The organism is Arthrobacter sp. zg-Y1171 (assembly GCF_025244845.1).
In the GTDB taxonomy this organism is placed as follows: domain Bacteria; phylum Actinomycetota; class Actinomycetes; order Actinomycetales; family Micrococcaceae; genus Arthrobacter_B.
Genome location: NZ_CP104264.1, coordinates 177,130 through 191,756, shown reverse-complemented (window position 1 = coordinate 191,756; position 14,627 = coordinate 177,130). Strand labels below are relative to the sequence as shown.

At 67.2% G+C, this 14,627-nt stretch carries 16 protein-coding genes; 11 read left to right on the top strand and 5 right to left on the bottom strand.

Annotated elements, in window-relative coordinates:
* Positions 1-36 precede the first annotated feature (36 nt).
* The 4 genes from purS (at position 37) to N2L00_RS00980 (ending at position 4,120) form a co-directional block, all read left to right on the top strand.
* Positions 37-291 carry a phosphoribosylformylglycinamidine synthase subunit PurS gene (gene purS, locus N2L00_RS00995; protein WP_227920839.1) on the top strand — a complete coding sequence of 85 codons (255 nt, stop codon included), beginning with the start codon at positions 37-39 and terminating at the stop codon, positions 289-291.
* Entirely contained in the window at positions 291-1,070 is a 780-nt protein-coding gene (purQ, locus tag N2L00_RS00990) for a phosphoribosylformylglycinamidine synthase subunit PurQ (RefSeq protein ID WP_370646980.1), read from the top strand. Before purS ends, purQ begins: the two co-directional genes overlap by 1 nt.
* Positions 1,067-3,376: a phosphoribosylformylglycinamidine synthase subunit PurL gene (gene purL, locus N2L00_RS00985; RefSeq protein ID WP_227920837.1), complete on the top strand. Its 2,310-nt coding sequence runs from the start codon at positions 1,067-1,069 to the stop codon at positions 3,374-3,376. The genes purQ and purL overlap by 4 nt, the downstream gene beginning before the upstream one ends.
* A 207-nt stretch (positions 3,377-3,583) precedes the next feature.
* Positions 3,584-4,120 carry a GNAT family N-acetyltransferase gene (locus tag N2L00_RS00980; protein WP_255765669.1) on the top strand — a complete coding sequence of 179 codons (537 nt, stop codon included), beginning with the start codon at positions 3,584-3,586 and terminating at the stop codon, positions 4,118-4,120.
* Here the strand turns inward: N2L00_RS00980 and N2L00_RS00975 are convergent.
* Both N2L00_RS00975 and N2L00_RS00970 read right to left on the bottom strand, forming a co-directional pair.
* A complete protein-coding gene (locus N2L00_RS00975) occupies positions 4,096-4,671 on the bottom strand; it encodes a DUF1990 family protein (protein ID WP_255862138.1) in 576 nt (191 codons plus the stop codon). The two genes, N2L00_RS00980 and N2L00_RS00975, sit on opposite strands and share 25 nt — an antisense overlap.
* Entirely contained in the window at positions 4,668-5,054 is a 387-nt protein-coding gene (locus N2L00_RS00970; RefSeq protein WP_255765667.1) for an MmcQ/YjbR family DNA-binding protein, read from the bottom strand. The genes N2L00_RS00975 and N2L00_RS00970 overlap by 4 nt, the downstream gene beginning before the upstream one ends.
* Positions 5,055-5,174: 120 nt before the next feature.
* Between N2L00_RS00970 and N2L00_RS00965 the strand changes: the two genes are divergently transcribed.
* Entirely contained in the window at positions 5,175-6,008 is an 834-nt protein-coding gene (locus N2L00_RS00965; RefSeq protein WP_255862139.1) for a DUF1206 domain-containing protein, read from the top strand.
* Here the strand turns inward: N2L00_RS00965 and N2L00_RS00960 are convergent.
* Both N2L00_RS00960 and N2L00_RS00955 read right to left on the bottom strand, forming a co-directional pair.
* Positions 6,005-6,448, bottom strand: coding sequence for a CoA-binding protein (locus N2L00_RS00960; protein ID WP_255765665.1), 444 nt, complete (start codon positions 6,446-6,448; stop codon positions 6,005-6,007). The genes N2L00_RS00965 and N2L00_RS00960 overlap by 4 nt on opposite strands.
* Positions 6,449-6,501: 53 nt before the next feature.
* Positions 6,502-7,119, bottom strand: a complete 618-nt coding sequence (locus tag N2L00_RS00955; RefSeq protein ID WP_255765664.1) for an alpha/beta fold hydrolase — start codon at positions 7,117-7,119, stop codon at positions 6,502-6,504.
* A 406-nt stretch (positions 7,120-7,525) separates the two neighbouring features.
* On the opposite strand from N2L00_RS00955, the gene N2L00_RS00950 reads away from it, so the two are divergent.
* From N2L00_RS00950 to acs, 4 genes are all read left to right on the top strand, one after another.
* Positions 7,526-8,359, top strand: a complete 834-nt coding sequence (locus N2L00_RS00950) for an ABC transporter ATP-binding protein (protein ID WP_255862140.1) — start codon at positions 7,526-7,528, stop codon at positions 8,357-8,359.
* A 196-nt stretch (positions 8,360-8,555) separates the two neighbouring features.
* Positions 8,556-9,566 (top strand): aliphatic sulfonate ABC transporter substrate-binding protein, encoded by a 1,011-nt coding sequence (locus N2L00_RS00945; protein WP_374676603.1) that lies wholly within the window; start codon positions 8,556-8,558, stop codon positions 9,564-9,566.
* Entirely contained in the window at positions 9,563-10,405 is an 843-nt protein-coding gene (locus N2L00_RS00940) for an ABC transporter permease (protein ID WP_255765661.1), read from the top strand. Before N2L00_RS00945 ends, N2L00_RS00940 begins: the two co-directional genes overlap by 4 nt.
* Entirely contained in the window at positions 10,396-12,369 is a 1,974-nt protein-coding gene (gene acs / locus N2L00_RS00935; protein WP_255862142.1) for an acetate--CoA ligase, read from the top strand. The genes N2L00_RS00940 and acs overlap by 10 nt, the downstream gene beginning before the upstream one ends.
* On the opposite strand, the gene N2L00_RS00930 is transcribed toward acs, so the two are convergent.
* Entirely contained in the window at positions 12,366-12,626 is a 261-nt protein-coding gene (locus N2L00_RS00930) for a hypothetical protein (RefSeq protein ID WP_255765659.1), read from the bottom strand. The two genes, acs and N2L00_RS00930, sit on opposite strands and share 4 nt — an antisense overlap.
* A 148-nt stretch (positions 12,627-12,774) precedes the next feature.
* Between N2L00_RS00930 and N2L00_RS00925 the strand changes: the two genes are divergently transcribed.
* Together N2L00_RS00925 and N2L00_RS00920 are read left to right on the top strand one after the other, a co-directional pair.
* Positions 12,775-14,124, top strand: coding sequence for an O-acetylhomoserine aminocarboxypropyltransferase/cysteine synthase family protein (locus N2L00_RS00925; protein ID WP_255862143.1), 1,350 nt, complete (start codon positions 12,775-12,777; stop codon positions 14,122-14,124).
* Positions 14,114-14,620, top strand: a complete 507-nt coding sequence (locus N2L00_RS00920) for a CoA-binding protein (protein WP_255862144.1) — start codon at positions 14,114-14,116, stop codon at positions 14,618-14,620. Before N2L00_RS00925 ends, N2L00_RS00920 begins: the two co-directional genes overlap by 11 nt.
* The last annotated feature ends 7 nt before the right edge of the window (positions 14,621-14,627 follow it).

Genomic DNA, 14,627 nt, shown 5'->3' with positions numbered 1-14,627 from the left:
TCCGCGGCCACCCATCTCGTTTAGAGGAGCTGCCGGATGCCCCGGATCGTTGTTGATGTAATGCCCAAGCCTGAAATCCTCGATCCGCAGGGCAAAGCCATTGCAGGGGCGCTCCCCCGCCTGGGACTGACCGGCTTCGCCGGAGTCCGCCAGGGCAAGCGCTTCGAGCTCACCGTAGACGGAGACGTCACCCCCGAAATCCTGGAGCAGGCCCGCACCGCCGCCGCTACCCTGCTCTCCAACCCCGTGATCGAAGACGTCACCCGCGTTGAAGTAATCCCGGAGGCCTGATCTTGAGTACCCCCCTGATCGGCGACTTTTCCGTTGCCCCCGAAAACGACGCGCTCCGCGCGGTCCGGGTGGGTGTCATCACCTTCCCCGGCACCCTGGATGACCGCGACGCCGCCCGCGCGGTAACCATCGCCGGCGGCACCGCCGTCGGGCTCTGGCACGCCGAAGCGAATCTGCAGTCAGTGGACGCCGTGATCATCCCCGGCGGGTTCTCCTACGGGGACTACCTGCGCGCCGGCGCGATTGCCCGCTTCGCACCGCTCATGGAAAAGGTAGTGGACGCCGCCGCCGGCGGCATGCCCGTACTGGGCATCTGCAACGGCTTCCAGATCCTCACCGAGGCGCACCTTCTGCCCGGTTCCATGATCAAGAACAACCACCTGAGGTTCTCCTGCGCGGACCAGCTGCTGCGGGTGGAAAACAACAGCACCGCCTGGACCTCCGCCTACGAACCCGGCGCCGGCATGGTTGTTCCGCTGAAAAACCAGGACGGACAGTACGTCGCGGATGAGAAGACGCTGGACGAGCTGGAAGGCGAAGGCCGGGTGGTCTTCCGCTACGACGGCGGGAACCCCAACGGGTCCCGCCGCGGCATCGCCGGCATTTCCAACGCAGCAGGGAACGTCGTCGGGCTGATGCCCCACCCCGAACACGCCGTCGAACCCGGCTTCGGCCCGGATTCCTCCGCCTACGGCGAGGTCGGCCTGGGCTACGGCACCGACGGGCTGCGCATCTTCAGCTCTGTACTCAACTCGCTCGTTGCCGGAGGCAAGTCATGACCGTTTCCCCCAGTGCTGCCGCTGAGCAGAAGAAGTTCCGCATCGACACCGTTGAGCACGCCGCCGCCACCCCGGACACGGAACTGCCATGGGCCGAGCTCGGCTTGAAGGAAGACGAATTCCACCGTGTCGTGGAGATCCTGGGCCGCCGCCCCACCGCGGCGGAGCTGGCCATGTACTCGGTGATGTGGTCCGAGCACTGCTCCTACAAGTCCTCCAAGGTGCATTTGAAGCAGTTCGGTGACAAGGTCACCGACAAAATGAAGGAACACCTGCTGGTGGGCATCGGCGAGAACGCCGGCGTCGTGGACATCGGTGAAGGCTGGGCTGTGACCTTCAAGGTCGAATCGCACAACCACCCGTCCTTCGTGGAGCCCTACCAGGGCGCCGCCACCGGCGTGGGCGGCATTGTCCGCGACATCATCTCCATGGGCGCCCGCCCGGTGGCCGTGATGGATCCGCTGCGCTTCGGTGCCATCGACCACCCGGACACTGCCCGCCTGGTGCACGGCATCGTCTCCGGCATCGGCGGCTACGGCAACTCCCTGGGCCTGCCGAACATCGGCGGGGAACTGGTCTTCGACTCCGTCTACCAGGGCAACCCCCTGGTCAATGCCCTGGCTGTGGGGGTAATGCGCCACGAGGACATCCGCCTCGCCAACGCGTCCGGCGCCGGCAACAAGGTGGTGCTCTTCGGCGCCCGCACCGGCGGCGACGGCATCGGCGGCGCGTCCGTGCTGGCCTCCGAATCCTTCGACGCGGACAAGCCCTCCAAGCGTCCCGCCGTCCAGGTGGGCGATCCGTTTGCGGAGAAGGTGCTCATCGAGTGCTGCCTGGAACTGTTCAAGTCCTCCGTGGTGGAGGGCATCCAGGACCTGGGCGCCGCCGGCATTTCCTGCGCGACGTCGGAACTCGCCTCCAACGGCGACGGCGGCATGCACGTGGAACTGACCAACGTGCTGCTGCGCGATCCCACCCTGACTCCGGGCGAGATCCTGATGTCCGAGTCCCAGGAACGCATGATGGCCGTGGTGACGCCGGAGAACGTGGAAGCGTTCGAGGCCATCATGGACAAGTGGAACGTGGAGTACTCCTGGCTCGGCGAGGTCACCGGCACCGGCCGGCTGATCATCGATTGGGACGGCGAAACCATTGTGGACGTGGATCCGCGCACGGTGGCGCATGAGGGACCGGTGTACCAGCGCCCCATGGCCCGCCCGGCCGCACAGGACAGCATCGAAGCCGACTCCTTCAACGCGGAACGGCCCTTCGGCAGCGCCGCGGTCAAGGACGCCATCCTGGAACTCATGGCCTCACCGAACATGTGCGACAAGTCCTGGGTCACCAACCAGTACGACCGCTATGTGCAGGGCAACACCGCCCTGGCCATGCCGGACGACGCCGGTGTGGTCCGCGTGGATGAAACCACCGGACTGGGCGTCGCGATTTCCACCGATGCCAATGGCCGCTACTCCTACCTCAACCCGTACGAGGGCGCGAAGCTGGCCCTGGCCGAGTCCTACCGCAACGTGTCCACCGCCGGCGCAAAGCCCCTGGCGGTCACCGACTGCCTGAACTTCGGCTCCCCGGAGGACCCCGAGGTCATGTGGCAGTTCGCCGAGTCCGTACGCGGACTGGCCGACGGCTGCCGCGAACTCGGCGTGCCCGTCACCGGCGGCAACGTCTCGCTCTACAACCAGACCGGCGGCGTCGCTATCCATCCCACCCCCGTGGTGGGCGTGCTGGGCGTGTTCGACGACGTCGCCCGGCGCACGCCGTCGGGCTGGCGGCAGGACGGCCAGGCCATTTACCTGATGGGCACCACGCAGGACGAGCTGGACGGTTCCGAATACGCGAACCTGCGCGGCCACCTGGGCGGGCAGCCGCCGAAGGTGGACCTGCAGGCGGAGAAGCTGCTCGGGGAACTGCTGGTCAATGCCTCCCGCGACGGAATGATCGACGCCGCGCATGACCTCTCCGAAGGCGGCCTCGCCGCCGCCCTGTCCGAAATGGCCCTGCGCTTCGGCGTCGGTGCTCGGATCGGCCTTGGCGAAGTCTGCGAACGCGACGGAGTGGACCTGTTCACCCTGCTGTTCTCCGAGTCCCAGGCCCGCGCCGTCGTCGCGGTGGCCCGCAGCGAAGAGGTCCGGTTCAAGGACATGTGCTCGGCGCGCGGCTTCGCTCATGCCCGGATCGGCGTGGTGGATACCGAAATCGGTGCCCTGGACTTCCAGAGCAACTTCACTCTGCCCCTCGATGAGCTGAAGGCTGCGCACGAAGGCACCCTGCCGAAGCATTTCGGCTAGTATCCCGCGGCCGCACGGGCCCGGCAGTTCATGGCCGGGCCCGTGTAGGCTCCAGCAGCCCACGACGTCCACCGGGCTATTCGGACTCCTCCTGGCGAACTCGTTTCGGATGCTCTTCGTACCTGTCGGGCACCAAACCAAGTAGTGCCCTCCGGGTCCGGGTGCGCCGAATGAAGCAAAACCCGAAAGTACGTGCAAAATTAGCTCGTGAGCATAATCCCCGAGAACCTGGCCGCAGACGCTGGCATTCCCACGCAGCGCCTGTCGCTGGACCTGATGACCGTGGCGGAAGTGGACGCCCTCATCATCCAGACGCGCCACCCGGACTGGGCGGAGGACTTCCCCCAGCCCACCGACTACGACGCCGCCCGCCAGTTCTTCGAGGCCGGATTGCTCGGTCCCGCTGCGGCAACGTTCGGCACCCGCCTGATCCGGGAAATATCCACCACGCTGGTGGTGGGAACCATCGGCTTCGCCGGCCTGCCGGATGAAGGCACGGTGGAAGTCAGCTACAACGTTGCACCCTCCCGCCAGGGACAGGGCTACGCCACTGAAGCGTTGGTGGCCTTGGCGCGGTTTGCGCTCACCCACCCGGAGGTGGACGCGATTATTGCCTACACGGAACCGGGCAACGACGCGTCCCAATCCCTGCTCCTGAGCGCGGGCTTTATGCCGGAAGAGGAAAACGGCCTCACCCTGAAGTTCACCCTCCGGCGGGATCAGCTCCCGGAAGCCAGCCGGTAGGCAGCAGCAAAGTACCGGTTGGTGTAGAACTGCTGGACCCTCACGTTGACGGCGTTCGCGGCACCCACCAGCCGGTTGCCTGGCCGGCTGTAGGCGGCGGTCCGGAAATACAACCGGCCCTGCTCGTCCAGTTCGGCATAAAAGCCTTCTTCGCCGCGCTCCGGGTGTCCTGCCAAGGTCCCGTAGCCAAAACCGCTGCGCTGCCCGCGGACCGGCGAGCCGTCGTCGTCGACCACCGCTTCCGCTGCCCAGATCACCCGGCACGGCGCGTAGTAGCGCACCCGCCAGAACCCGACCCCCGACGCCATGTCGACACCGGGGGCGGCGCGGGGCGTGCCGGGGGGCACCGACAGCCCCGCCCGGCGATGCAGGTCCCAGTCCAGCAGCCCGTTGGTGAGGCGGAGGAACCCGGCCCGCGGATCGGCCACCTCCAGTTCTTCCTTGCGCAGCACCAGCCGGTAACCCGCCGGCCAGCGGTCCGTCATCGGCACCGGATAAGGCCGCTCGGTTAGCCCCTGCTCCGCGTAGGTGAAGCCGGTGTTGCCCCTCATCCGCCCGCCAGGCCCTTCCACTCGAGTGATTCCCGGTCCTTTCGCGGCAGCGACGCCACCACAAGGTCATAGGAGTCCTCCACCAGGTCCCGGATCATGCCGTGCGGCAGGCCGGAGGCAACTTCCACCTGGTTCCAGTGCGTCTTGTTCATGTGCCAGGCGCCCGTGATTTCCGGATGGGCGGCGCGCAGCTGGAGGGCCAGCTCAGGTTCGCACTTCAGGCTGATCATCAGGGGCTCGCCGGCGAGGGCGGTCAGGGCAAACATTTTCGCCTTGCCGCCGGCAGCCCGCACCTTGAACACCGAGGACTCCGGCCCGAAGGGGAAATCTTCAAACGCTCCGGGCAGGGACAGGCACAATCGTTTAAGCTCACCCGCATCCATGTGGAAAGCCTAACGCCGCCGTCCGTGCGGTGGCACTGCCGCACCCCATGGGTGGCAGGATGGGAGGAACAGGTAGGAAAGCTGCGGGCATGCCGGCAGCGGAGCGAAGGACAAAACGGTTTGAAGCAGAACAACCGCAGTACCGGCCCCGTCAGCCAGGCCGCCGAGCGCGCCGCCGATTCCACGGCCTTCGAGCGGTTCGCCCGGGTGGGCTACGTGGCAAGCGGGATCGTACACATTGTCATCGGCGCGATCGCCCTGCAGATCAACGCCGGAGGATCCGGCAACGCGGACACCAGCGGAGCCGTAGCCGCTGTGGCCAAACAGCCCGCCGGGTACGTGCTCCTCTGGTTCTGCTTCCTCGGCTGCTACGCCCTGGCGCTGTTCCAGCTCAGCCGCATCTTCCTTGCCGGACAGCAGCTGAAGGAAAAGGAGCTCTGGAAGGACCGGGCCAGCAACGCCGGACAGGTGCTCGTTTACGGGGGTATCGGAACCATTTTCGCTTCGTTCGCCCTGGGCCGCGGCAGCAACGGCGGCAGCTCTTCCTCGGTCAGCTGGACCGCCCGCCTGCTGGCGGTACCAGCGGGCCAATGGATTCTGGGCCTCGCCGGACTGGTAGTGGTGGGGATCGGCGGCTACTTCATTTTCAAGGGCGCCACCCGCCGCTTCCGCCGGAACCTCACCGGCGTCCCCGGCGGGCTCTGGTCAAAGGCCGTGGACATCACCGGCGTGGCCGGCTTTATCGCCAAGGGAGTGTCGCTTGCCATCCTGGGGGTGCTGCTCACCCTGGCCGCCGTACAGGCGGACCCGGAAGAGTCCACCGGCCTCGACGGTGCGCTGCATACGCTGCGGGACCAGCCCTTCGGCGTGGTGGCGCTGGCAGCAGTGGGAATCGGCCTGATGCTCTACGGGCTGTACATGGGAATCATCCGCGCCCGGTTCGCCAAACTCTAGAGCCCGAAACGCGGTGCTTCGATGACCGGGCAGGCGTCCATCACGACGTCGAGCCCCGCCGCTGCTGCACGCGCGGCTGCCGCTTCGTCCACCACGCCGAGCTGCATCCAAACCGCCTTGGCGCCCACTTCGATGGCCTGGTCCACAATGTCGCCCACGCGGGCGGAATTCACGAAGCAATCCACCACGTCGATGCTTCCCGGGATTTCGCTGAGCCGGCGGTACCCCTTGTTGCCGTGCACGTCATCGCCCTTCAGGCTCACGGGAATGATCTCCATGCCCAGATGGTCCTGGACAAAGCGTGAGACGCCGACGGCGGGGCGGAGCGGGTTATTGGACAAGCCCACGATCGCCCACCGGGCCGGTTTGTTCCGGAGCAACCGCTCCATTACCGCAGGGTCGTTGACGTGTGCGCTGCTGTCGCCGTTGAACTGGAACATCTGCCGTCCTTTGCTGAGCCCGAAGATTCGGCTTCAGCTTACGCCCGAGCTGGCTAGCCCAGGAAAGACTCGATGGCATCGGTCAGGGCCGCGTTGGGAACGCCGCCGCTATCCGATTCCAGCAGCAGGAACTCCCCGGAGTCCAAGGCGTCCGCGGTCTGCCGCGCCAGGTCCTGGGTATCCTCGCCGCTGCTGCTGCCGGCCATAACCAGAACGGGGATCCGGACACCGGCGAGGCCCTCGATCTCGGTCTGCAGGACCATCAGTTCGTCCTCCCCGTCAGCGAGGGACAGGGTGGGTTCCAGGGCCACCACCCGGCTGACCACCGTGGATTCCTCCGCGGCCCTTAGGGCCAGGAACGCCCCTTCATCGAACCCGTAAAGGTCGGTTGTTCCTCCCGCCACCTGGAGGACAGCCAGCAGGTCGTCAACGTCCGATTCCGCGGTGTATTCCTCGCCCATGCCGCTTTCCCCGATGCCCCGGCGGTCATAGGTGTAGACCGTGTGGTTTTTCGAGAGGGCGTCCGCCAGGACCACCGTCGCGGGACTGCTGCGGTGCGCCAGCAGGGGTCCCACGATCGCCAACGGTGGGCCGCTGCCTTGCCGGGACCACGCAATGGGCGTTCCATCGGCGGACATCACGATTCCGGAGGCACCCGAAGCTGATTCCATGGCAGGCTCCTGCTGGTTGGGGGTAGGAAGATGCAGGAGAGCTGACGAGCCCGCCTTAACGCACCGTGTTCCAAAATTAGGAGCCGACGGCGCGCGCGGTCAATGCCCGCGGCCTGCAGGTGCACGGAAGTGCCGCAGACGGCAGGACCGGCGACGGCGTGGAACATTTCCTTATGTGAACGGGGCGTACCTGACCGGGCTTGTCGGATCCGCGGATACGGCGTTTAGTAGTCCTTGACCATCCCGAGCGGCTGAGAGACCTGGATCGATGAAGCCGCAGCAACCCTGGTTGCCGCATTTCCTCCTTGAGAGGCGGCAATAACGAGGCTGGTGTCGCAGGAAGCCGTTATCCCGGCTCAGGACACTTTCCGTAGGGTGCTACTGCCAGGATCGATGGAGCGTTCCTATGACTGCAGTATTGCCCCCTTCCACGTCCACCCCGCCTACGCGCACCGGACAGCCCGCCCCCACCGGGGCCGCCCTGCCGGTTCGATTCGCCGGGCTCAGCCGCAGTTTCGGCACCGGCCCGGATGAACACGTTGTCCTGCGGGACATTACCTTCGACATCCATCCCGGCGAGGTGCTGGCCATCCTCGGCCCCAGCGGCTGCGGCAAGTCCACGCTGCTGCGTGCAGCCGCCGGCCTTGATCTTCCGACGTCCGGCAGTGTCCTGATTGACGGCAGTACCGTCAACGGAATCGATGACCGCTGCGCCGTCGCCTTCCAGGAACCGCGGCTGCTGCCGTGGCAGACGCTGCAGGCCAACATTGCGATCGGACTCCCGAAGTCCGCGAGCGCCAGCCGGGGGAAGGCCAAGGTTGCCGAGCTCCTGGACCTGGTAGGCCTGTCCGCCTTCGCCAAGCACCGGCCGCGGGCGGTTTCCGGTGGCATGGCCCAGCGGACTTCCCTGGCCCGTGCCCTCGCCCGGGAGCCCGGCGTTTTGCTGCTCGATGAACCCTTTGGCGCCCTGGACGCGCTGACCCGGCTGAAAATGCAGGACCTGCTGCTCACCCTGCACCGGGCGGCGCCTGCCACCGTGCTGCTGGTGACCCATGACGTAGATGAAGCCCTGCAGCTGGCGGACCGCATCATTGTCCTCGGCCCCGAGGACACTGCTCCCGGCGCCACCATCACCGAGGTTGTCACCGTCCCCGGCCGCCGGCCTCGGGACCGCGCCTCGGCGGAGCTGGCCCGAATGCGCGGCGAGCTCCTCGCCCTGCTCGGCGTAGACCGCCACTAGCCCTCCCGCGCCTCCCAGGCCTTCCTGGCCTTTCGCAACGGGCACCGCCCTGTCCCGTCAGGGCACGGCACCCCTCTGCCCTCTCCACACGCAAACCCTTACTGCGCTTTTGCGCACCCTCCTCCCTTAAGGAACCATCATGAACAGCCGTTCCCACCTGTCCCATCTGTACCCCCTTCCCCGCCGGACGTCCCGCATGCTCGCCGCCGTCGCAGCTGCCGCCGCGCTCACCCTCACCGGATGCGTTGCCGGGGAAGACACCACCGGCGTCTCCGCCGTAGAGGACGCCGACGGCGGGACGCTCACGCTCGACTTCGCCACGTATAACCCGCTGAGCCTGATCATCAAGGACCAGGGCTGGCTGGAGGACGCTTTGGCCGATGACGGGGTCACCGTGGAATGGGTCCAGTCCGCCGGCTCCAACAAGGCCAATGAGAACCTGCGTTCGGGTGCGATCGACGTCGGCTCCACCGCTGGTTCGGCCGCCTTGCTCAACCGGGCCAACGGCTCCCCGATCAAGGTGATTGACGTCTTCTCCCAGCCCGAATGGTCGGCCCTGGTGGTCGGTCCCGATTCAGGTATCAGCTCGGTAGCCGATCTGGCCGGCAAATCGGTGGCCGCAACCAAGGGCACCGATCCCTACTTCTTCCTGGTCCAGGCGCTGGACGAGGCGGGGCTGGCCCTCTCCGACATCACCGTGGAGCAGTTGCAGCATGCCGACGGCCGCGCTGCACTGGAGAACGGGTCGGTGGATGCCTGGGCCGGACTGGATCCGATCATGGCCGGAGCCGAGCAGAACGGTTCCCGGCTGGCCTACCGCAATCTGGACTTCAATACCTACGGGCTCCTCGCAGCGAACGAGTCCTTCCTGTCGGAAGACCCCGAGCAGGCGCAGGCCGTGGTCAACGCGTACGAAAAGGCCCGTGCCTGGGCAGCAGCAAATCCCGATGAAACCGCGCAGATCCTGGCCGACGTGGCCGGGCTGGACCCCGCCGTCGCCAAAACGGTGATCGGCGAGCGCAGCAACCTGGATGTGGATCCCGCACCCGGTGAAGCCCAGCGCAGCGTCCTGGCGAAGATCGGTCCCACCCTGGTGGAGACCGGTGACGTGGCCAGCCAGGAGCAGGTCGACGATGCCCTGGCCAGCCTCCTGGATGACTCCTATGTCCGGAACGCGGATCCGGACTCCCTCGGAGCCTCCTCATGAGCACCCCGGCCACATCCCCGGCCCCGGCCCGCACCCGCAAAGCGTCCCTTCGAACGCCGGAAGCAGCTGCTAAGGCCGCCTGGCCGGACCGACCGATCCCCCGGCTCGGACTGGGCCTGTTCGTCCCGGTGCTGCTGCTCGCGGCCTGGCAGCTCACCTCAACCACCGGAGTCTTCAGCCCCGTGCAGCTTCCCTCCCCCGGCGCCGTGTACAACGCCGCGGCGGACCTGGTGCAGCGCGGCCAACTGGGCCTCCATATCGCCATCTCCACCCAGCGGGTGCTGACCGGCTTTGCCATCGGTTCCGCCCTGGGACTGATCCTTGGCGCCCTGCTGGGCCTGTCCCGGCTGGCCGATGCCCTGCTGGGCCCGGCCATCGGAGCCCTCCGGGCGGTTCCGTCCCTGGCGTGGGTACCGCTGCTGATCCTCTGGATGAAAATCGGCGAGGATTCCAAGATCACGCTGATCACCATCGGCGCGTTCTTTCCGGTCTTCACCACCGTTGCGCTGGCACTGCGCCACGTGGACCGGAACCTGGTGGAGGCAGCCCGCGCCTTCGGGCTCCGCGGCGTGAAGCTGCTGGCCACCGTGCAGTTGCCGGCGGTGGTACCGGCCGTCTTCTCCGGCCTGCGGCTCGCGCTCGCCCAATCCTGGCTGTTCCTGGTTGCGGCGGAACTGATTGCGTCCTCGATGGGACTCGGCTTCCTGCTGATGGACTCGCAGAACAACGGCCGGACCGACCGCATGTTCCTGGCCATCATCACTCTGGCCGTTATCGGCAAAGCCACCGATGCCCTGCTGGGAATCGCGGAGCGAAAGGCGGTCCGGAAATGGGCCTGACCCCTGCACTTGCCACCGTGGAAACCTCTCCGGAGCCCGTCACCGAAACCGAACGTATTGCCTTCTGGGAGGCCGCGGCCCGCCGCCTGCAGTGGGAGGAACCCTGGCAGACCGCCCATACCTTCCACCGGCCGCAGCGGATCAGCGGCCCGGAAGTTCCGGAAGCAGAGGCGGATTACACCGTTCCGAGTATCGAGTGGTTTGCCGGGGGCCGCCTGAATGCCGCCGTGAACTGCGTGGACCGGCACGTGGCAGCCGGGCACGGCAGCCGGGTTGCCCTGCACTTCGAGGGCGAACCCGGAGACCGCCGCTCCGTGACCTACGCCGAACTGCTGCAGCAGGTCTGCCGCGCCGCCAACGCCCTGCAGGCCCTGGGCGTAGGAGCCGGGGACCGGGTGGTGATCTACCTGCCGGTCCTCGTCGAGACAATTGTCATCACCCTGGCCTGCGCACGGATCGGGGCAGTGCACTCGCTGGTGTTCGGCGGGTTCTCCGCCGAGGCGCTGAAATTCCGCGTCCGGGACACCGGTGCGAAGCTGCTGGTCACCACGGACGGACAGTACCGACGCGGCCGCGCCGTACCCGTGAAGGACAACGCGGATGCCGCCGTCGCCGGTGCCGACTCCGTTGAGCACGTCCTGGTGATCCGCCGGACCGGATCTCCGGTCCGCTGGGTGCACGGCCGCGATGTGTGGTGGCACGAGAGCGTGGACATGGCGTCGGACGTTCATGAAGCCGCCGCGTTCGACGCCGAGACGCCGCTGTTCATCATGTACACCTCCGGCACCACCGGCCGGCCGAAGGGCCTGGTCCACACCACCGGCGGCTACCTGACCCAGGCCGCACAGAGCTACGACTACCTCTTCAGCCATCCGGACCCCGCCCAGCGGTCAGCGGACGTGCACTGGTGCACCGCGGACCTGGCGTGGGTCACGGCGCACACCTATGAGATCTACGGACCGCTCGCCAACGGCGCCACCCAGGTGATCTTCGAAGGCACCCCGGACACCCCGCACCCGGGCCGGCACCTGGAAATCATCGAACGCTACGGGGTGACCAGCTACTACACCGCCCCCACCCTGGTTCGGTCCCTGATGGGGTGGTTTCCCGACGGCGTCCCGCCGCACTATGACCTCTCCTCGATCCGCCTGCTCGGCACCGTCGGCGAGGCCGTGAACCCGGAGGCCTGGCGCTGGTTCCGGGAGCAGTTCGGCCGGGGCGGGGTTCCGGTGCTGGATACCTGGTGGCAGTCCGAAACGGGTGCTGCCATCCTCACCCCGCGGCCCACCGACCGCACGTTCAAACCCGGCTGCGCCTCTCGCCCCATGCCCGGCATCGGCACCCGGGTAGTGGACGGCGACGGGGCCCCGGTCCCGCCGAATACCCCGGGCTTCATTGTGGTGGACCGGCTGGGACCCGGCATGGCCCGCACGGTTTGGGGCAACCCGCAGCGCTATCTGGAGTCCTACTGGCGGCAGTACGCACGGCAGGGATGGTTCCTGGCGGGCGACGGCGCCCGGTCCGACGACGACGGCGACACCTGGATCCTGGGGCGGGTGGACGACGTGCTGAATGTTTCCGGGCACCGGCTCTCCACCATCGAAATCGAATCTGCCCTGGTCTCCCACCCCTGGGTGGTCGAAGCCGGCGTCTGCCCGGTTGCCGATCCCCGCACCGGGCACGCAGTCGTTGCCTTCGTGGTGCTGACGGGGGCAGCGGAGGCCGCACGCGCCGGCGACGTGCTGCGGGCACACGTGGCCCGGGAGATCGGACCGATCGCCCGGCCCGCCGCCGTCGTCGTGGTTCCCGATGTGCCCAAGACGCGCTCCGGAAAGATCCTGCGCCGCCTGCTGTCCGAGCTGTTTGAGGGCGCACCGCTCGGCGACACCAGCAGCCTCCAGAACGAGCCGTGCATCGAGCCGATCAGGGCCGTTTGCGCGGCGCGGCGCGGAGGGACGGCCTAATGCTTCCTGGTCAGCGTGACCCGGTCCATCACCACGGAACCGCCCATTTCCTCCTGGACCCGCAGGAATTCGGTGGCCGAGACTTCCAGGACCATGGTCCCGGGGCGGGCCACCAGCAGTTCCTCGTGTCCGCCGTCCATCAGTTCCAGCAGCAGCTGGGTGGCCTCGGCCTGGGACATCGCCCCGGTGAAAGTGATCGTGTGGGTGGCTGCAGCACGCCGGTAGCCGGTTTCAATCACGATTACGTACTCGTCCATCGCCCGCCACCCTCGCTTCGGTCCGCCGCAGGTCCGTGCGCCCTACCGGCACCCGCCCTGCTCCCCATTGTTTGCCTGACGGCAACAATTCTTCAACGGTTCCCGCGTTTCCAGCCCTCCATACTCCCCAGGAAGGAGCACTCAGCATATGAGTGAACACCAGTTCGGTTTCCGCACGCGTGCCCTGCACGCCGGCGGAACCCCCGATGCCCTGCACGGCGCGCGCGCCGTTCCCATCTACCAGTCGACCTCGTTTGTCTTCAAGGACACGGACGACGCCGCGAATCTGTTCTCGCTGCAGAAGTACGGCAGCATCTACTCACGGATCGGCAACCCCACGGTGGCGGCCTTCGAGGAACGCATCGCATCACTGGAGGGCGGAATCGGGGCGGTGGCGACGGCGTCGGGCATGTCCGCGGAATTCATCACCTTCGCCGCGCTCTGCTCCGCCGGGGACCACATCGTGGCGTCGGCCCAGCTGTACGGCGGCACCTTCACCCAGCTGGACGTGACCCTGCGCCGGTTCGGGATTGACACCACCTTTGTGGCCGGCACCGATCCGGCGGACTACGCCGCGGCCGTGCAGGAAAACACCAAGGCCGTCTACGCCGAGGTGGTGGCCAATCCCAGCGGCGAAGTGACGGACATCGAGGCACTGGCCCGGGTGGCGCACGACGCCGGGGTGCCGCTGATCCTCGACGCCACCCTCAGCACCCCCTATCTGGTCCAGCCCTTCACCCACGGCGCGGACATCGTCATCCATTCCGCCACCAAGTTCCTGGGCGGACACGGCACCACCCTGGGCGGCGTCGTGGTGGAGAGCGGCCGGTTCGACTGGGGCAACGGTAAATTCCCGGCTATGACGGAACCGGTACCCAGCTACGGAAACATCTCCTGGTGGGGGAATTTCGGCGAATACGGGTTCCTGACCAAGCTGCGCTCCGAACAGCTGAGGGACATCGGACCCTCCCTCAGCGCCACCTCGGCTTTTGCCCTCCTGCAGGGAGTGGAGACGCTGGCGCAGCGGCTGGATGAGCACCTGCGCAACGCCCAGGCGGTGGCTGAATGGCTGGACGCGGATCCCCGGGTGTCCTGGGTCAGTTACGCAGGACTGCCCTCACATCCGCATTACGAGCGGGCCCGGAAGTATCTGCCCAAGGGACCCGGATCGGTATTCAGCTTCGGCGTCCGGGGCGGACGTGCCGCGGGGCAGGCGTTCATCGAGGCGCTCCAGCTGGCCTCGCATCTGGCGAACGTGGGCGATTCCCGCACGCTCGTGATCCATCCCGGGTCCACCACGCACCAACAGCTCTCGCCGGAGCAGCTTCGCAGTGCAGGAGTACCCGAGGACCTGATCCGGATTTCCGTGGGCCTTGAGGACCTGGAGGACATTCTCTGGGACCTGGACCAGGCATTGTCGGTGGCCTGCGGGGGCGCAGGCAGCCGGAGAGTTTCCACCGCCGCACCCGCCCTCGAGGAGGCCGCCCATGTCCGCTGACACCGCCGCACAACGTTCCTGGACTGGACCAACGGCACCGGAACGGCTGGCGTTGCTGCGCTCGGCCGAATCCATCGCCATTGTCGGCGCGTCTGCCAAGGCCTCCCGGGCGTCCTACTTCGTTGCCACCTATCTCCTCTCCTCCTCGCGGTACCGGGTCTATTTCGTGAACCCGGCAGCGAAGGAGATCCTGGGCCGGCCGGTGTATCCCTCGCTGGCGGACCTCCCGGAGGTGCCGGACATTGTGGACGTGTTCCGCCGCCACGAGGACCTGCCCGCAGTGCTGGCCGAGGCCCGGACGGCCGGCGCGAAAACACTGTGGCTGCAACTGGGATCCTGGCACGAGCAGGTGGCCCGGGACGCCGAACAATCCGGATTAAAGGTGGTGATGGACCGCTGCATCAAGATCGAGCATGCGCGCTTCCACGGCGGCTTGAACCTGGCCGGCTTTAATACCGGGGTGATCTCCGCCAAGCGGCAGCTGACCGCGCAGTGACCGGGCC

Coding starts and splice junctions, on each gene's coding strand:
- purS (WP_227920839.1), top strand. CDS start 37: ATGCCCCGGATCGTTGTTGATGTAATGCCCAAGCCTGAAATCCTCGAT.
- purL (WP_227920837.1), top strand. CDS start 1,067: ATGACCGTTTCCCCCAGTGCTGCCGCTGAGCAGAAGAAGTTCCGCATC.
- N2L00_RS00975 (WP_255862138.1), bottom strand. CDS start 4,671: ATGAGGGGCAACACCGGCTTCACCTACGCGGAGCAGGGGCTAACCGAG.
- N2L00_RS00970 (WP_255765667.1), bottom strand. CDS start 5,054: ATGGATGCGGGTGAGCTTAAACGATTGTGCCTGTCCCTGCCCGGAGCG.
- N2L00_RS00960 (WP_255765665.1), bottom strand. CDS start 6,448: ATGTTCCAGTTCAACGGCGACAGCAGCGCACACGTCAACGACCCTGCG.
- N2L00_RS00955 (WP_255765664.1), bottom strand. CDS start 7,119: ATGGAATCAGCTTCGGGTGCCTCCGGAATCGTGATGTCCGCCGATGGA.
- N2L00_RS00950 (WP_255862140.1), top strand. CDS start 7,526: ATGACTGCAGTATTGCCCCCTTCCACGTCCACCCCGCCTACGCGCACC.
- N2L00_RS00945 (WP_374676603.1), top strand. CDS start 8,556: ATGCTCGCCGCCGTCGCAGCTGCCGCCGCGCTCACCCTCACCGGATGC.
- N2L00_RS00940 (WP_255765661.1), top strand. CDS start 9,563: ATGAGCACCCCGGCCACATCCCCGGCCCCGGCCCGCACCCGCAAAGCG.
- acs (WP_255862142.1), top strand. CDS start 10,396: ATGGGCCTGACCCCTGCACTTGCCACCGTGGAAACCTCTCCGGAGCCC.
- N2L00_RS00930 (WP_255765659.1), bottom strand. CDS start 12,626: ATGGACGAGTACGTAATCGTGATTGAAACCGGCTACCGGCGTGCTGCA.
- N2L00_RS00925 (WP_255862143.1), top strand. CDS start 12,775: ATGAGTGAACACCAGTTCGGTTTCCGCACGCGTGCCCTGCACGCCGGC.
- N2L00_RS00920 (WP_255862144.1), top strand. CDS start 14,114: ATGTCCGCTGACACCGCCGCACAACGTTCCTGGACTGGACCAACGGCA.